Annotated in this window: 18 protein-coding genes and 1 pseudogene; 6 read left to right on the top strand and 13 right to left on the bottom strand. The window is 69.5% G+C overall.

Going from position 1 to position 15,158, the window contains the following annotated elements:
* Positions 1-389: pseudogene (locus tag AWZ10_RS11505) on the bottom strand (D-alanyl-D-alanine carboxypeptidase/D-alanyl-D-alanine endopeptidase); the annotation flags it as partial.
* Positions 390-474: 85 nt separating this feature from the next.
* Here AWZ10_RS11505 and AWZ10_RS11510 point away from each other — a divergent pair.
* Both AWZ10_RS11510 and AWZ10_RS11515 read left to right on the top strand, forming a co-directional pair.
* Positions 475-966 (top strand): inorganic diphosphatase, encoded by a 492-nt coding sequence (locus tag AWZ10_RS11510; RefSeq protein WP_020113767.1) that lies wholly within the window; start codon positions 475-477, stop codon positions 964-966.
* A 137-nt stretch (positions 967-1,103) separates the two neighbouring features.
* Positions 1,104-2,831, top strand: a complete 1,728-nt coding sequence (locus AWZ10_RS11515; protein WP_244172462.1) for a threonine/serine exporter family protein — start codon at positions 1,104-1,106, stop codon at positions 2,829-2,831.
* A gap of 183 nt (positions 2,832-3,014) precedes the next feature.
* On the opposite strand, the gene AWZ10_RS11520 is transcribed toward AWZ10_RS11515, so the two are convergent.
* From AWZ10_RS11520 to AWZ10_RS11530, 3 genes are all read right to left on the bottom strand, one after another.
* The gene (locus tag AWZ10_RS11520; protein ID WP_060891012.1) at positions 3,015-3,956 is read right to left on the bottom strand and encodes a DedA family protein; all 942 of its coding nucleotides are present in this window, start codon (positions 3,954-3,956) and stop codon (positions 3,015-3,017) included.
* 176 nt (positions 3,957-4,132) lie between these two features.
* Positions 4,133-4,894 carry a MerR family transcriptional regulator gene (locus AWZ10_RS11525; protein WP_046705923.1) on the bottom strand — a complete coding sequence of 254 codons (762 nt, stop codon included), beginning with the start codon at positions 4,892-4,894 and terminating at the stop codon, positions 4,133-4,135.
* A gap of 79 nt (positions 4,895-4,973) precedes the next feature.
* On the bottom strand, positions 4,974-5,339 hold the full coding sequence (locus tag AWZ10_RS11530; protein WP_046705924.1) for a hypothetical protein: 366 nt from the start codon (positions 5,337-5,339) through the stop codon (positions 4,974-4,976).
* A 204-nt stretch (positions 5,340-5,543) separates the two neighbouring features.
* Between AWZ10_RS11530 and gad the strand changes: the two genes are divergently transcribed.
* On the top strand, positions 5,544-6,980 hold the full coding sequence (gene gad, locus AWZ10_RS11535) for a glutamate decarboxylase (protein WP_046705925.1): 1,437 nt from the start codon (positions 5,544-5,546) through the stop codon (positions 6,978-6,980).
* An 89-nt stretch (positions 6,981-7,069) separates the two neighbouring features.
* Here gad and AWZ10_RS11540 read toward each other — a convergent pair whose 3' ends face one another.
* The 4 genes from AWZ10_RS11540 to AWZ10_RS11555 form a co-directional block, all read right to left on the bottom strand.
* The gene (locus AWZ10_RS11540) at positions 7,070-7,711 is read right to left on the bottom strand and encodes a PadR family transcriptional regulator (protein WP_046705926.1); all 642 of its coding nucleotides are present in this window, start codon (positions 7,709-7,711) and stop codon (positions 7,070-7,072) included.
* 24 nt (positions 7,712-7,735) lie between these two features.
* Entirely contained in the window at positions 7,736-8,284 is a 549-nt protein-coding gene (locus AWZ10_RS11545; protein WP_046705927.1) for a DinB family protein, read from the bottom strand.
* A gap of 163 nt (positions 8,285-8,447) precedes the next feature.
* Positions 8,448-9,908 carry an aldehyde dehydrogenase family protein gene (locus AWZ10_RS11550; RefSeq protein ID WP_046705928.1) on the bottom strand — a complete coding sequence of 487 codons (1,461 nt, stop codon included), beginning with the start codon at positions 9,906-9,908 and terminating at the stop codon, positions 8,448-8,450.
* 145 nt (positions 9,909-10,053) lie between these two features.
* Positions 10,054-10,878, bottom strand: coding sequence for a helix-turn-helix domain-containing protein (locus AWZ10_RS11555; RefSeq protein ID WP_046705929.1), 825 nt, complete (start codon positions 10,876-10,878; stop codon positions 10,054-10,056).
* Between the two features lie 326 nt (positions 10,879-11,204).
* Between AWZ10_RS11555 and AWZ10_RS11560 the strand changes: the two genes are divergently transcribed.
* Complete coding sequence (locus AWZ10_RS11560) at positions 11,205-11,720, top strand: ATP-binding protein (RefSeq protein ID WP_162948320.1); 516 nt, start codon at positions 11,205-11,207, stop codon at positions 11,718-11,720.
* Positions 11,721-11,801: 81 nt separating this feature from the next.
* Here AWZ10_RS11560 and AWZ10_RS11565 read toward each other — a convergent pair whose 3' ends face one another.
* The 5 genes from AWZ10_RS11565 to rpmG all read right to left on the bottom strand — a co-directional run bounded on the left by AWZ10_RS11565 (position 11,802) and on the right by rpmG (position 14,531).
* Complete coding sequence (locus tag AWZ10_RS11565; RefSeq protein ID WP_046705931.1) at positions 11,802-12,068, bottom strand: DUF397 domain-containing protein; 267 nt, start codon at positions 12,066-12,068, stop codon at positions 11,802-11,804.
* Positions 12,069-12,507: 439 nt separating this feature from the next.
* The gene (gene rpsR / locus AWZ10_RS11570) at positions 12,508-12,741 is read right to left on the bottom strand and encodes a 30S ribosomal protein S18 (protein ID WP_046705932.1); all 234 of its coding nucleotides are present in this window, start codon (positions 12,739-12,741) and stop codon (positions 12,508-12,510) included.
* A gap of 6 nt (positions 12,742-12,747) precedes the next feature.
* Complete coding sequence (locus AWZ10_RS11575; RefSeq protein ID WP_046705933.1) at positions 12,748-14,097, bottom strand: CobW family GTP-binding protein; 1,350 nt, start codon at positions 14,095-14,097, stop codon at positions 12,748-12,750.
* A 5-nt stretch (positions 14,098-14,102) separates the two neighbouring features.
* Complete coding sequence (locus tag AWZ10_RS11580) at positions 14,103-14,360, bottom strand: type B 50S ribosomal protein L31 (protein WP_046705934.1); 258 nt, start codon at positions 14,358-14,360, stop codon at positions 14,103-14,105.
* A gap of 6 nt (positions 14,361-14,366) precedes the next feature.
* Positions 14,367-14,531: a 50S ribosomal protein L33 gene (gene rpmG, locus AWZ10_RS11585; RefSeq protein WP_060891013.1), complete on the bottom strand. Its 165-nt coding sequence runs from the start codon at positions 14,529-14,531 to the stop codon at positions 14,367-14,369.
* Between the two features lie 62 nt (positions 14,532-14,593).
* Between rpmG and rpmB the strand changes: the two genes are divergently transcribed.
* Both rpmB and rpsN read left to right on the top strand, forming a co-directional pair.
* Positions 14,594-14,830, top strand: coding sequence for a 50S ribosomal protein L28 (rpmB, locus tag AWZ10_RS11590; RefSeq protein WP_046705936.1), 237 nt, complete (start codon positions 14,594-14,596; stop codon positions 14,828-14,830).
* Positions 14,830-15,135 (top strand): 30S ribosomal protein S14, encoded by a 306-nt coding sequence (rpsN, locus tag AWZ10_RS11595; RefSeq protein ID WP_037702500.1) that lies wholly within the window; start codon positions 14,830-14,832, stop codon positions 15,133-15,135. The genes rpmB and rpsN overlap by 1 nt, the downstream gene beginning before the upstream one ends.
* Positions 15,136-15,158 lie beyond the last annotated feature (23 nt).

The following is a 15,158-nucleotide window of genomic DNA, read 5'->3' on the forward strand; positions in this document are numbered from 1 at the left end:
GGCGCCCCCGCCGTCGTACCGGAACCCCGTCCGTGATCTGCGCCACCCCGGCCGTCGCGCGATGCCGCCCAGTCGCGCTCGGCCGTACGCTGACCGGAGGAGTCCCAGGGTCCGGCGGCGGTCACCGCCCCGGCCGAGAGCACCAGCCCCAGGGTGGCCGCACCGGCGGCGAGCTGGAGGGTCGTGAGCTTCTTCGCGTTCCCCGTGAGCCGCGAAGAGCGTGCCGTGACGGCGCTCGTGACGCGTACGACGCCGGGTTTCACCACCTGCGCGACGCGCGCGACACCGGGTTTCACGGCGCGCGTGACGCGCGCGATCCCCGGTTTCACGCCGTGCGCGACCCGCACCACATGCGGTCTCGCGGCCCGCCAGACCTTCGGCTCCCGCACGACCACCAGCCCCTTTCGCGATCACCCACCTGCGTGAGGGACACTTAACCACCAGAACTATGTGTTGATCATGGAGGAGCCACCGGTGGAGTTCGACGTCACGATCGAGATTCCGAAGGGTTCGCGGAACAAGTACGAGGTGGACCACGAGACCGGTCGGATCCGCCTGGACCGTCGACTCTTCACCTCGACCGCCTACCCGACCGACTACGGATTCGTCGAGAACACCCTCGGCGAGGACGGCGACCCGCTGGACGCGCTGGTCATCCTGGACGAGCCGACCTTCCCGGGCTGTCTCATCAAGTGCCGTGCGATCGGCATGTTCCGGATGACGGACGAGGCCGGCGGCGACGACAAGCTGCTGTGTGTCCCGGCGACCGACCCGCGTGTGGAGCACCTGCGTGACATCCACCACGTCTCGGAGTTCGACCGCCTGGAGATCCAGCACTTCTTCGAGGTCTACAAGGACCTGGAGCCCGGCAAGTCCGTCGAGGGCGCCGACTGGGTCGGCCGCACGGAGGCCGAGGCCGAGGTCGAGAAGTCGTACCTGCGCTTCAAGGAGCAGGGCGGTCACTGACCCCGGCTTCTGTCGTCGGCTGTTTTCGTGAACGGGCCGCGTGCCCCCTTGAGGGGGCGCGCGGCCCGTTCGCGTACCAGTGCGTGTCGTTGCGCATACTGAGGCGTACCGAAGTGTCGTTCAGGGAGCGCGGCTGAGTGGGAGTGACGGAACCGGGGAAGCCCGGGCCGGAGGAGGACCGCAAGCCGGTGTCGGACGCGGCGGGCGGCGCGTTCGTGCCGGTGGGCGTCGTTCTGGGGATCGACGGCGATGCGTCGGTGACCTCGGAGTTCGCGATCCCGGCCGGACTGGACGTGCCGGCCGGCGGGGCCGAGTCGGAGGCGCAGACGACCTCCGAGTTCGCCCTGCCGGAGGGGATGGCGCCACCCGAGCCGGTGGCGACGGAGCAGGAGGGGTCCGCGTTCAGTCTGCCGCGGACGTACAGCGCGCGGCACGCGCCGGTCGCGTTCACGCCTCCCTCCGGGATTCCGGCCGTGAGCCTGACCAAGGACGTGCCCTGGCAGGACCGGATGCGCACGATGCTGCGGATGCCGGTCGCGGAGCGGCCCGCGCCGGAGCGGCAGACGCGCGCGGAGGGTGATTCGGGGCCCGCCGTGCCGCGGGTGCTCGACCTCACCCTGCGTATCGGCGAACTGCTGCTGGCGGGCGGCGAGGGCGCGGAGGACGTGGAGGCGGCGATGTTCGCCGTGTGCAGGTCCTACGGCCTCGACCGCTGCGAGCCGACCGTCACCTTCACCCAGCTGTCGGTCACCCACCAGCCGTCGCTGGTGGACGACCCGGTCACGGCGTCCCGGATCGTCCGGCGGCGGGCCACCGACTACACCCGGCTCGCGGCCGTCTTCCAGCTGGTGGACGACCTCAGCGACCCGGAGAGCGCGATCACGCTGGAGGAGGCCTACCGGCGGCTCGCGGAGATACGGCGCAACCGGCACCCGTATCCCGGCTGGGCGCTGACCGCGGCGAGCGGACTGCTCGCCGGCGCCGCGTCCGTACTGGTCGGCGGTGGGGTCGTGGTCTTCGTCGCCGCGGCGCTGGGTGCGATGCTCGGCGACCGGCTGGCCTGGCTGTGCTCGGGGCGGGGGCTGCCGGAGTTCTACCAGTTCCTGGTGGCGGCGATGCCCCCGGCGGCGATCGGGGTGGCGCTGACGGTGACGCACGTGGACGTGGAGGCGTCCGCGGTCATCACCGGTGGGCTCTTCGCGCTGCTGCCCGGGCGGGCGCTGGTCGCGGGCGCCCATGACGGGCTGACCGGCTACTACATCACCGCCTCCGCCCGGCTCCTGGAGGTCATGTACCTCTTCGTGGGCATCGTGGTGGGGGTGCTGCTCGTCCTGTACTTCGGCGTGAAGCTGGGTGCCGAACTGAACCCCGACGCGGCGCTCGGCAGCGCCCAGCGGCCCCTGTGGCAGCTCGGCGCGTCGATGCTGCTGTCGCTGACCTTCGCGGTGCTGCTTCAGCAGGAACGATCCACCGTGCTGGCGGTGACCCTGAACGGGGGCGTCGCCTGGGCGGTCTACGGGGCCATGCACGACGCGGGCGGGATCTCGCCGGTCGCGTCCACGGCGGTGGCGGCGGGGGTCGTGGGGCTGTTCGGGCAGCTGTTGTCGCGGTATCGGTTCGCCTCAGCGCTGCCCTATACGACCGCGGCGATCGGGCCGTTGCTGCCCGGGTCCGCGACGTACTTCGGGCTGCTCGCGTTCGCGCAGAACGATGTGGACGCGGGGCTGGTGTCGCTGACGAAGGCGGCGGCGCTGGCGATGGCCATCGCGATCGGCGTGAACCTGGGGTCCGAGCTGTTCCGGTTGTTCCTGCCTGGTGCCGCGCGGGTGGGGCGGAGGGCCGCGAAGCGGACCAGGGGGTTCTGAGCGCCCGATTGCTCAAGGGTTACTGGGGTGTTGGCGGCTGCGGGTCGGATGTGGCTGGTCGCGCGGTTCCCGCGCCCCTCGAAAGCACCGCGCCGGCCCCTGAGAACGCGAACCGCCGCTCCCCCGAACGCAAGAACACCCGCGCCCCCAGGTGACAGGAGCACGGGTGGGTGACCTGCTGGATCAGTACTGCGGGTAGTCCTGGCCCTGGTAGCCCTGCTGGTTCTGGTTCGGGGGGTACTGGTTGCCCTGGGGGTACTGCTGGGCGTACGGCTGCTGTTGGGGCTGCTGGTAGCCGTAGTCCTGGTGGCCCTGCTGCTGGTGGCCCTGCTGCTGGTAACCCTGCTGCTGGTAGCCCTGGTTGTCGTAACCCTGGTTGTCGTAGCCCTGGTTGGGGTCGTACGGCTGCTGCTGGGGCTCGGTCGGGGGGATGCGGCGGAGCTGGGTCGTCGCGTCGTCCATGACCGGGGCGGCGGGGGCCTGCTGGGACTGCTGGGGCTGGTTCTTCTTCGCCTTCCTCGCCTTGAGGAGTTCGACGATGATCGGCAGCACGGAGATGAGGACGATGAGGAGCAGCATCGCCTCGATGTTGGTCCTGACGAACTCGATCTTGCCGAGCCAGGAGCCGAGGAGGGTGACGCCCGCACCCCAGAGGATGCCGCCGACGACGTTGAAGATGAGGAACGTGCGGTACCGCATGCCGCTGACGCCCGCGATGATCGGCGTGAACGTCCGCACGATGGGCACGAAGCGGGCCAGGACCAGGGACTTCGGGCCGTGCTTCTCGAAGAACTCGTGGGCCTTGGTGACGTTCTCCTGCTTGAACAGGCGGGAGTCGGGCCGTTTGAACAGCGCGGGGCCGACCTTCTTGCCGAACATGTAGCCCACCTGGTCGCCCACGATCGCGGAGACGCAGATCAGGACGATGGCCGCCCAGAGCGGGAAGTCCAGCACATCGGTGGCGATCAGCATGCCCGCCGTGAAGAGCAGCGAGTCACCCGGCAGGAAGAAGCCGATGAGGAGGCCGGACTCGGCGAACACGATCAGGAGCAGGCCCCAGATACCGAACGAGTCGAGCAGATAGTCCGGATCCAACCAGCTCGGTCCGAGGGCGATCGTCGTCACGGTTCCGGGCTCCTGGGGGTGAGAGAAAAGGAGTGCCTGTGGGTGAGGACCCACGACGGTGGGACCCATAGGGGTGACCAAAGCTATCAACGCACGGTCACCCCACTAGGTTCCACCGGCTCCTCCAGAGTGCCCTGTGGCCGCACTGAGACCAAGCTGTGTGGTCAGCCGTGGGGTCAGGGGCGCCGACGGGCCGCGTTCGCGTTGATCGCGTCCCGCAGGTGCTCGGCCAGACCGGGGCGCGTGGCGTCGTAGAACGCCTTGAAGCGCTCGTCGGCGACGTACATCTCGCCGAGGTTCCGGTGCATCTCGTACGGGCAGTCGTAGAACCACACGCCGATGTGCTGCCGGTGCTCCTCGGCCATGTTCATGGCCGCCTCGCCGGTCGGCTGCTCGCCGGCGGCCATCAGGGCGTCGTAGCGCGCGCCCCAGTCGGCCACCTCGTCCTGCATGCGCTTCCAGTCGGCCTTGGTGTACGAGGCGGCGCGGCGCTGCGACTCGGCGTACGCCTCCGTGCCGCCCCAGCGCTGTTCCGCCTCCTCGGCGTACTGCTCGGGGTCCTTGTCACCGAAGACCTCGAACCGTTCCTCGGGGGTGAGGTTGATGCCCATCTTGCGTGCCTCCATGGCGTGCTCCACGGCCGCGGCCATCTTCTGCAGCTTCTCGATCCGGGCGGTCAGCAGCTCGTGCTGGCGGCGCAGGTGCGTCCGCGGGTCCGCTTCCGGGTCGTCGAGCAGGGTCGCGACCTCGTCGAGGGGGAAGCCGAGCTCCCGGTAGAACAGGATCCGCTGGAGCCGGTCGAGGTCTCCGTCGCCGTAGCGGCGGTGGCCCGCGCCGGTGCGCTCGCTCGGTACGAGGAGGCCGATCTCGTCGTAGTGGTGCAGCGTGCGCACCGTGATCCCGGCGAAGCCCGCGACCTGTCCCACGGTGTGGCCCATGCTTCCGCTCCTTTTCTCGGTACGCCTTCCAGGCTGGGTCCTCACGTCACGTGAGGTGCAAGTCCTTCGGCGGAGGTCGTCAGCAGCGGCAGCCGCAGGCGGTTGGCGGCCGCGAGGGTGGCCTCGGGGAGGGTTCGCAGGTCGTGGCCGGGGTGGCGAGCACGAGGCCGGCCGCCTCGCGCCGTTCCAGGAGGCGGATCAGGTGGTCGAGCGTCCGGGCGCCGGCCTGTGCCAGCCGGTGCGGGTCCAGGGTGGCCAGGAACAGCGTCCCGTTCTCGAACGGGGTGCCCGCGCAGGGGGCGCCGAGCGTGTCGGGCAACTCGGTCAGCGGCCGGGCCACGACCTCGGTGACCCTGGTCGCGCCGTAGCGGGACGCAGGGCCGGGCCGCAGGAACCGCAGGCACGGCGATGGCCGCTCGTTGATCGGATAGCCGAGGGTGGGCAACTCCGCCGTCCCTCTCCGGTCGACGCGTGTGGGTCCACAGGACGCGCAACTCCACCCGCTGTGTTCGCTCTTGTCGCACGTGGTGTGCGGTCGGCAGGGTAATGGACCGGGCAACGAACGGCACATCATCCCCACAGGCCCCCCGCGCCCCTTACGCACACGTGTGAGGTGCGAGTCCCCAGCGGCGGACCTACCGTCGAAGACATGCCACTGCACCGATGGGACAGCGACGACCCGCAGGACGGCGGGCGCAACCGGAACGACGGGCACCGGCTCGCCGTGAACCCCTTCTACGGCCAGGCCAACCCGGTCGGCGGTATGACCGAGGCCCCGCCCAAGCACCGGCTCCCGGACGCTCCGCTGGCCCCCTCGACGGCGTATCAGGTCGTCCACGACGAACTCATGCTGGACGGCAACTCACGGCTCAACCTCGCCACCTTCGTCACCACCTGGATGGAGCCGGAGGCCGGGGTGCTGATGAGTGAGTGCCGGGACAAGAACATGATCGACAAGGACGAGTACCCGCGCACGGCCGAGCTGGAGCGGCGGTGTGTGTCGATGCTCGCCGATCTGTGGAACGCTCCCGATCCGAGCGCCGCCGTCGGCTGCTCGACCACCGGGTCCAGCGAGGCCTGCATGCTCGCCGGGATGGCCCTCAAGCGGCGGTGGGCGCGGCGGAACGCCGACCGGTACCCCTCGGGCGCCCGGCCCAATCTCGTCATGGGGGTCAACGTCCAGGTCTGCTGGGACAAGTTCTGCAACTTCTGGGAGGTCGAGGCCCGGCAGGTGCCCATGGAGGGCGACCGGTTCCATCTCGACCCGGCGGCGGCCGCGGCGCTGTGCGACGAGAACACCATCGGGGTCGTGGGCGTTCTCGGCTCCACCTTCGACGGGTCGTACGAACCGATCGCCGAGTTGTGCGCGGCCCTCGACGACCTTCAGGAACGTACGGGTCTGGATGTGCCCGTCCATGTCGACGGCGCGTCCGGCGCGATGGTCGCGCCCTTCCTCGACGAGGAGCTGGTGTGGGACTTCCGGCTGCCTCGGGTGGCGTCCATCAACACCTCCGGGCACAAGTACGGGCTGGTGTATCCGGGTGTCGGCTGGGCGCTGTGGCGGTCCGCCGCGGAGCTGCCGGAGGAACTCGTCTTCCGGGTGAACTACCTGGGCGGGGACATGCCCACGTTCGCGCTCAACTTCTCGCGGCCCGGGGCGCAGGTCGTCGCGCAGTACTACACGTTTCTGCGGCTCGGGCGTGAGGGGTACCGGGCGGTGCAGCAGTCGACGCGGGACGTGGCGACGGGGCTCGCGGAAGAGGTCGGGAAGTTCGGGGACTTCCGGCTGCTCACGCGGGGGGATCAGTTGCCGGTGTTCGCCTTCACGACGAGTGAGGGGGTGAGCGCGTACGACGTCTTCGACGTGGCCCGGCGGATGCGGGAGAGGGGGTGGCTGGTGCCGGCGTACACGTTCCCGGAGAACCGGGAGGATCTGTCCGTGCTCCGGGTGGTGTGCCGCAACGGGTTCACGTCCGATCTCGCGGGGCTGTTCCTGGAGGACCTCGGGAGTCTGCTGCCTGAACTTCGGCGGCAGTCCGGGCCCTTGATCCGGGAGAAGGGGACCGCTACGGGGTTCCACCACTAGGACCTGTCCGGGACAGGTCCTAGGAGGCGGGTGCGGGCTGTGGGTGGTTGCTCGCGCCGTTCCCCGCGCGCCTGAAAGCGAAGGCGGGGTCAGCGGTCGTCGCCCGGATGCCGCTCCCCCGTCGCGTACGGGTTCCTCTGGCCCTCCGCCAGGACGCCGACGAACGGTTCGCCCTCGCCCGCGAAGGTGTAGGCGCCGGCGCGGATGCGGTCGATGAGGCCGCGGGTCCAGTCGGCGCCCGTGTCGGCGGAGTGGATCCAGAAGTTCATGATCTCGCCGATGTGGCCGAGCTGACCGGGGCCCTCCTCGGGCGTGTAGTACTCGGTGACGGACCTGCGCCACTCCTCGATGGACCGCACGCGCTCCTCCAGGAGTCCGAGCACCTCCTCCCGGCCGAGGTCGACCATGGTGCCGAGCGCGGCGGAGAGAATGTCCGGCTTCTGGTCGTAGGCGGTGAGGGACTCGCGCACCAGCCTGAGGTACTCCTCGGTGCCCTGCTGCGTGATCTCGTACTCGGTGCGGGGTGGTCCGCCGACGGTGGAGGGGGCGATCTCGTGCGCGAGCAGCAGTCCCTGTTTCGCCATCTGCTTCAGGGCGTGGTAGATCGAGCCGGGCTTGGCGTTGGACCACTCGTGCGCGCCCCAGTACTCCAGGTCGTTGCGCACCTGGTAGCCGTGGGCCCGCCCGTGCTGGCGCACGGCGCCGAGCACGAGAAGACGGATCGCTGACATGGGCCCAGCGTAGAACCCGAGGAGTCACCCCCAGCTCGTACCCTGCTCCTTCGCCACCAGCTCGAAGGCGGTGGCGCCGTCCAGGGACTCGCGGATGATGTCGGCGTGGCCCGCGTGCCGGGCGGTCTCGCGGATGAGGTGCAGGCACAGCCAGCGCATCGAGAGCCACTCGTCCTTCGGGTTCCAGGACGTCTTCGGCAGTTCGAAGGTGTCGTCGAGGCTGGGCACCGCGCGGATGAACGCCTCCGTGTCGGCGGCCACCTTCTCGTAGTACGCGAGCTGCGACTCCACGGTCTCGTCGCCGACGAGGGTGAAGCACTCGTGCCAGTTCGACTCGTCCCGGTGCACCGTCGGGGGCACGCCCTTGGCCCGGGCGATCCATCCCTGCTCGACCTCGGCGACGTGCTTGAGCAGCCCGGCCAGGGAGAGTTCGCTGGCGCTCGGCCTGCTGGAGGCCTGCTCGTCGGTCAGTCCGAGCAGCGCGCGGCGGATGCCGCCGCGCTGCTCCGCCACGAAGGCGAGCAGCGCCCCTCGCTCGTCGCCCTTCGCCTCCGCGCTCACGTGCGTGACCATGACCGTCTGCCTTTCGCCGGACCGGGGGCCTCAGGAGAGCCCCTCTGACACCGACGACGCTACGGGCCCTTGCGGTCAGGTTCTGTCCGCAAGGGCTACGGGCCCTTGCGGTCAGGTTCTGTCCGCAAGGGCCCGTCGGAGCGGAAACGCGCGAAGCGGGGTCTCAGAACGGGAAGAAGCTCCGCTTGTGCTGGACCGAGATCCACTTCTGGGTGGTGAACGCGTCCACCACCGTCTCGCCGTTGAGGCGGCCGATGCCGGAGTGCTTCTCGCCGCCGAAGGGTACGAGGGGCTCGTCGTGGACGGTGCCGTCGTTGACGTGGAACATGCCGGTGTCGATCTGCTTGGCGAAGTTCACGCCCCGCTCGATGTCACCGGTGTGGACGGCGCCGCTGAGGCCGTACGGGGTGTCGTTGACGATACGGACGGCCTCCTCCTCGCCGTCGAAGGGGATGAGGAAGACCACGGGTCCGAAGACCTCCTGCTGCAGGAGGGCGGAGCCGGCGGGGACGTCGGTGAGGACGGACGGCTCGACCAGGTTGTCGGTCGTGGAGCCGTGGACGAGCGCCGTGGCGCCCTCGGTGAGGGCCTGCTCGACGACGGCCTTGAGGGAGTCCGCCTGGGAGGAGTTGATGACCGGGCCGATGACCGTCTGCGGGTCGCTCGGGTCGCCGACCTTCAGGGACTTCACCTTCGTCACGAACTTCTCGGTGAACTCGGCCTGGACCGAGCGGTCGACCAGGACGCGGTTGGCGGCCATGCAGACCTGGCCCTGGTGGACGTAGCGCGAGAAGACGGCCGCGTCGACGGCGTAGTCGACGTCCGCGTCGTCCAGGACCACCAGGGCGCTGTTGCCGCCCAGTTCGAGGATCACGCGCTTGAAGTGCGAGGCGGCGACGGTGGCGACGTGACGGCCGACCTGGTCGGAACCGGTGAAGGAGATGACCTTGGGGATGGGGTGCTCGATGAAGGCGTCGCCTATCTCGGCGATGTCGGTGACGACGACGTTGAGCAGCCCGCCGGGCAGGCCGGCCTCCTCGAAGATCTTCGCGACCAGGGTGCCACCGGTGATGGGGGTGTTCTGGTGCGGCTTCAGCACCACGCCGTTGCCGAGGGCGAGAGCCGGGGCGACCGACTTGATGGAGAGCAGGAAGGGGAAGTTGAAGGGGCTGATGACGCCCACGACACCGACCGGCACGCGGTAGAGGCGGTTCTCCTTGCCGTCGACCGGCGAAGGAAGGATTCTGCCCTCGGGGCGCAGCACGAGCTGGATCGATTCACGCAGGAACTCCTTGGCCAGGTGCAGTTCGAACCCGGCCTTGAGGTGGGTACCGCCGAGTTCGGCGATGATCACCTCGGTGATCTCCTGCTCGCGCTCCTCGATGACCTTGAGGGCCTTCTCGAAGACCGCGCGACGCGCGTACGCGTTGACCTGGGCCCATTCCTTCTGAGCCGCCTGGGCGGCCCGGTAGGCCTCGTCCACCTCATCGACCGTGGCGATCGTGATCGACGCGAGCTTCGCGTCGTCGTACGGGTTGAAGTCGATGATGTCCCAGGAACCCGAACCCGGGCGCCACTCGCCGCCGATGTACTGCTGGGCCAGGTCGGTGAAGTAGGACGACATGTGATCCTCAATCAGTCGGCATCGATCAAGATTGATCACTCGTCATCGTACGTGCAGGTAAAGGGAGTTGGAGGGCTACTCGGGAGACTCCGTGAAGACTTCAGGGAGCCGACAGGGAAGGCGGGGACAGGAAGGGCGGGGAGGCTCAGGAGAGCTGCAGCAGCCCCCGCAACAGGTCCCGGCTCTCGGCCGTGGACGGGCTGTCGCCCTGGAGCTGCTTGATCGTCCGCTCGTACTGGGCGATGTCCTCGCGCTTGTCCAGATAGAGCGCGCTGCTGAGCTGTTCGAGATAGACGACGTCGGTGAGGTCGGACTCGGGGAAGCTCAGCACGGTGAAGGCGCCGCTCTCGCCGGCATGACCGCCGAAGCTGAACGGCATGACCTGGATCCGTACGTTCGGGCGCTCCGAGATCTCGATCAGATGCTGGAGCTGACCCCGCATCACTTCCCGGTCACCGTACGGCCGACGTAGCGCGGCCTCGTCGAGGACGCAGTGGAACTCCGGGGCGCTCTCGGCCACCAGGTACTTCTGGCGCTCCATGCGCAGGGCCACCCGCTTGTCGATCTCGGCCTCGCTCGCGCCCTTCATGCCTCGCGAGACGACCGCGTGGGCGTACGCCTCGGTCTGCAACAGGCCGTGCACGAACTGGACTTCGTAGCTGCGGATGAGGTGGGCCGCGGCTTCGAGGCCGACGTAGGTGGGGAACCAGCTGGGCAGGACGTCCGAGTAGCTGTGCCACCAGCCGGCGACATTGGCTTCCTTCGCCAGGGAGAGCAGCGAGGTGCGCTCGGCCTCGTCGGTGACGCCGTAGAGGGTCAACAGGTCCTCCACGTCACGGGTTTTGAAGCTGACCCGGCCGAGTTCCATCCGACTGATCTTCGACTCGGAGGAGCGGATCGAGTACCCGGCCTTCTCCCGGGTGATCCCCTGCGACTCGCGCAACCGCCTGAGATGCGAGCCCAGCAGCATCCGCCTCACCACCGACCCGCTTGATTCACCGGCGCCCACGTTCGTCCAGCCTCCCCAACTTCTTCAAGGGCCGCAGTCTGCCACTAAACCACTCCGATCCGCACTCGCCCGGTTACAGAAATGGAAAGCCTTCAACGTCCGAGACGCACGGGACGGAGGTAAAGAGGGAGCAGAGTGGCAGAAGAAATGTTGAGCAAGCGGCATGGGGAGGTCCATTTCGGGCGCGTGCACGTGCATCTGCCCTTGCATCTGCTGTACGCATCAGAAACCATGGTCCCGCGCCACCGCTGCATCGCAACGACCGCAGACACCCGGGAGTGCCTCGCATGGGGACGAATGGATCGACCATGCTCGAACCCTTACGGCAGGGGCTTCCGCCACTTGATCCCGCGACCGTGTCCAACGCGGCGTCCTGCGCTCTGCCGCCCCGCTACGAAGCGGTGCGCGAGGCACGGCAGTTCACCCGGGGAACCCTCGGCCAGTGGCGGTTGGACGACCGCTTCGACGACGTCTGTCTCGTGGTCTCGGAACTCGTCACCAACGCCCTGCGGCACGGCCTGCCCTCCGGCAACGGGCTGCGCCCGGCCCAGGACCCGCCCGTACGGCTGCATCTGATGCGCTGGACCGAGCGGCTGGTGTGCGCGGTGCGCGACCCCAGTCACGACAGCCCGGTCGCCGGCGACTCCGAGGACTTCTCGGCGGAGTCGGGGCGCGGACTGTTCCTGGTCGACTCGTTCGCGGACAGCTGGGGCTGGCATCCGCTGGGCGGCGCGCTCAACGGCAAGGTGGTGTGGGCGCTGTTCCAGGTCCCGTCCGCGCAGGGTCAGCCCTCCGCCCACTGACGAACCGCGGCGCTTTTCGGCGCCGCGGTTCTACGCGTGTCACATCGTCGGGCTCGCCGACTTCCCCGCCGCTGGGCGGGGTTATCCGACCAGGTGGTCGAACTCGCCGTCCTTGACGCCCAGGAGCATCGCCTCGATCTCGGCGCGCGTGTAGACGAGCGCCGGACCATCGGGGAAGCGGGAGTTGCGCACCGCCACCTCACCGCCGGGCAGCCTCGCGAACTCCACGCAGTTGCCCTGCGAGTTGCTGTGCCGACTCTTCTGCCAGGCCACCGCGTGGAGCTGGGTCAGCTCCGCCGCGGCCATGCCGTTGTACACGTCATCCACGCCGTACACGTCGTGGTCCACAGGTCGCTCCCCGGGTGGTGCAGTGGTGCGCTTGATGCGCATGGGCACTGGTGTGGCCAGTGATGCCAGTGATGCAACGGTCAACTGCTCCGGATCATAGCTTTGTTCACGTGCCGACGCGCGAGCGGATGCACCCGCATATGCACGAGCAGATGCACGTGCACGAGGGGTGGTCCTGCGGTTACAGCACTGGAGAGACGCATGTCAGGGCGATCCTGTTCCATCGGCGGGTCCGGCGACCCCTGTCGTCCTGATTCATGGCCCCTTGTCCCTCCCTACGGGGGGCGGGTCCGCGCGGTTCAGGGGATGGGGCCGCTCTTCGCAGGATGGCGGGAAACGAGTGCCCCCGGGGAGGTCGTGGAGCCTCCCCGGGGGCCGGGTGGGGGTGGTGGTTCGGCGGTGGTCGATCGTGGTTCGACGGCGGCTCAGGGGGCGCCTGTCAGCGGGTGGAATACGGCAGGAGGGCCATCTCGCGGGCGTTCTTGACGGCGCGGGCGAGCTGTCGTTGCTGCTGGGCGGTGATGTGGGTGACACGGCGGCTGCGGATCTTGCCGCGGTCGGAGATGAAGCGCCGCAGCAGGTCGGTGTCCTTGTAGTCGATGTACGTGATCTTCGCCTGGTCCAGCGGGTTGGGGCGGGACTTGGCGGGCTTGCGCTCCGGCTTGCGGGGCATGGTGGGTCAGACCTCCAGGAAGGTGTCGAAGGGGCGCGGCAGCCGTTCCCAGGCGGCGCGTCCGGCGGCGTACTCGGCGTCGGTGAGCAGGCAGGACTCCAGCAGCTGTTCGACTCCGTCGCGGTCCAGGCCCGGGGAGGTGAAGACGAGGTGCTGGCAGCGGTCGCCGTGTTCCGGGTGCCAGTCGAGGGCGGCGGCGGCCCGGCGGACCGGGGGGACCAGGTCCCAGGCGGCGTCCGGGAGCGAGGCGAGCCAGGGGCCGACCGACTCCACGCACAGGGCGCCGCCGGCCGCGTCCCAGTGCAGCAGGGTGTCGGGGCGCTCGGCCAGCCAGAACCTGCCGCGACTGCGGGCGGCCGCGCAGCAGAGGTCTTCCAGCGCCGCGTACAGCCGCTCGGGGTGGAAGGGGCGGTGGCGGCGCCAGACGAGGGTGGTGACACCGCATTCGTCGGCGTCGGTGGGCAGAAGGGCGCAGGCGGGGTGCTGGGCGGCGGCGGCCGCGTCGACGTCGAAGCCGGCGAACGCCGCCGCGAGCAGGGCCGGGGAGCGCCGTGAGTGGTGCCGGGAGCTACCGGGTGCGGGTTCGTTGTGGCTGGTCGCGCCCTGCGGCGGAGCCGCATGTCGATGCTGCCCCGCGCCCCTTTCAGGGCCTACGGCCCCTTCAAGGGCACCGATGGCATCCTCCTCCGCGGAGCCCGCCGCGAACCAGGCCGACCATGCGTCGATCGCGCACGCCGCACTCCCGGAGGCGCCGCCACCGATCGGCACCCTCCGGGCAGTCGGGTGGAGTTGGGCCAGCAGTGCCCTGTCCTCCTCGTCGGCCTCGTCCGAATCGAGTACGGCCAGGACGGGGGCGTACTCCAGTTGGCGGGCGAAGGTGTCGGCGACGGTGCGCTGGTCGGTGGTGGCGGCGGCCAGGCCCCGGTCGGCGAGGTCGTCGCCGTCGCCGAGGCACGGCAGGAGGAGCGCGGGGTCCACGGCCGTGATCACCGAGGTGAGGCGGAGGCCGCTCGCGGCGACCACCTCGGCCATCGCCTTCGGTTCGACCGAGTCCCAGAGTTCGACCACGGCCAGGCGGGTCAGCCCCTCGTCGGCCAGGCGCTCCAGTTCGGGGACGAGGTCCTCGCGGAGGGCGCAGCAGGCGCAGTCGTTGACGAGCGGGGTCTCACCGGTGGAGACGATGCCCGTGGCGTCCCGGACGGTCCGGACGACCTTGGCGTCCGGACCGTCCGCGGCGGTGGAGAGGTCGTGGTGCAGCGCGACGCTGCCCGGGACCCCGGCGAGCAGCGCCTCGACGGCGGCCCGCCGGGCGTCGGCGTGCAGCCCGCCGACGATCGCGACAGACAGCTGGGTCATGTCGGTCAGCCCCGCTTCTTCCCGGCGCCGTACCGCTTCTCGAACTTCTCCACGCGGCCCGCGGTGTCCAGCACGCGGGCGGTGCCCGTGTAGAAGGGGTGGCTCACGTTCGAGATCTCGACGTCGACCACGGGGTAGGTGTTGCCGTCCTCCCACTCGATCGTCTTCCCGCTCGTCATCGTCGAGCGGGTGAGGAAGGTGTGGTTCGCGGCGCGGTCCCGGAAGACGACAGGCCCGTACGAGGGGTGGATGTCCTTCTTCATCGTCGGTCAGCGCTCCTCTCGGAAGTCGACGTGGCGGCCGACCCTCGGGTCGAACTTGCGCAGCGTCAGCCGGTCCGGGTCGTTCCGGCGGTTCTTGCGGGTGACGTAGGTGTGACCGGTGCCGGCCATGGACCGGAGTCTGACGACCGGGCGGAGTTCGTTGCGTGCCATGCTGATACCTTACTGAAAATGACATCCATTTGCATCATTGGATCGAGAGAGGTGCATCACCCTTGTCCGCCCACTGCATGCTGACCGGCGCCCAGCCCGGTTTCGGCAACCGCATCTCGCACTCCCACCGGCGTACGTCCCGCCGCTTCGACCCGAACATCCAGTCCAAGCGGTACTGGCTGCCCAGCGAGAACCGTCATGTGCGGCTCCGGCTGAGCACCAAGGGGATCAGGACCGTGGACGTCATCGGGGTCGAGGCCGCGGTCGCACGGATCCGTGCCCGGGGGGTGCGGGTCTGATGGCGAAGAAGAGCAAGATCGCGAAGAACGAGAAGCGGCAGGAGATCGTCGCGCGGTACGCCGCGCGGCGGGCCGAGCTGAAGGAGGTCATCCGACGGCCGTCCGCCACGGAGGCCGAACGCGAGGCCGCCCGGCGGGAGCTCCGCGCACAGCCGCGCGACGCGAGCGCGACCCGCGTCCGCAACCGGGACCAGGTGGACGGGCGGCCCCGGGGGTACTTCCGGACGTTCGGGCTGTCCCGGGTGAGCCTGCGGGAACAGGCACACGCGGGGTTCCTGCCGGGGGTGCGCAAGTCGTCCTGGTAGGGGCGGAGGAGGCGGAGGGAGTG

The sequence above is a fragment of the Streptomyces europaeiscabiei genome (assembly GCF_001550375.1).
GTDB classification, from domain to species: Bacteria; Actinomycetota; Actinomycetes; order Streptomycetales; family Streptomycetaceae; genus Streptomyces; species Streptomyces europaeiscabiei.

Excerpts from the sequence above, each read along its gene's own strand:
- AWZ10_RS11525 (WP_046705923.1), bottom strand. The coding sequence starts at position 4,894 with ATGGGCCACACCGTGGGACAGGTCGCGGGCTTCGCCGGGATCACGGTG.
- gad (WP_046705925.1), top strand. The coding sequence starts at position 5,544 with ATGCCACTGCACCGATGGGACAGCGACGACCCGCAGGACGGCGGGCGC.
- AWZ10_RS11540 (WP_046705926.1), bottom strand. The coding sequence starts at position 7,711 with ATGTCAGCGATCCGTCTTCTCGTGCTCGGCGCCGTGCGCCAGCACGGG.
- AWZ10_RS11545 (WP_046705927.1), bottom strand. The coding sequence starts at position 8,284 with ATGGTCACGCACGTGAGCGCGGAGGCGAAGGGCGACGAGCGAGGGGCG.
- AWZ10_RS11550 (WP_046705928.1), bottom strand. The coding sequence starts at position 9,908 with ATGTCGTCCTACTTCACCGACCTGGCCCAGCAGTACATCGGCGGCGAG.
- AWZ10_RS11555 (WP_046705929.1), bottom strand. The coding sequence starts at position 10,878 with ATGCTGCTGGGCTCGCATCTCAGGCGGTTGCGCGAGTCGCAGGGGATC.
- AWZ10_RS11560 (WP_162948320.1), top strand. The coding sequence starts at position 11,205 with ATGGGGACGAATGGATCGACCATGCTCGAACCCTTACGGCAGGGGCTT.
- rpsR (WP_046705932.1), bottom strand. The coding sequence starts at position 12,741 with ATGCCCCGCAAGCCGGAGCGCAAGCCCGCCAAGTCCCGCCCCAACCCG.
- AWZ10_RS11575 (WP_046705933.1), bottom strand. The coding sequence starts at position 14,097 with ATGACCCAGCTGTCTGTCGCGATCGTCGGCGGGCTGCACGCCGACGCC.
- AWZ10_RS11580 (WP_046705934.1), bottom strand. The coding sequence starts at position 14,360 with ATGAAGAAGGACATCCACCCCTCGTACGGGCCTGTCGTCTTCCGGGAC.
- rpmG (WP_060891013.1), bottom strand. The coding sequence starts at position 14,531 with ATGGCACGCAACGAACTCCGCCCGGTCGTCAGACTCCGGTCCATGGCC.
- rpsN (WP_037702500.1), top strand. The coding sequence starts at position 14,830 with ATGGCGAAGAAGAGCAAGATCGCGAAGAACGAGAAGCGGCAGGAGATC.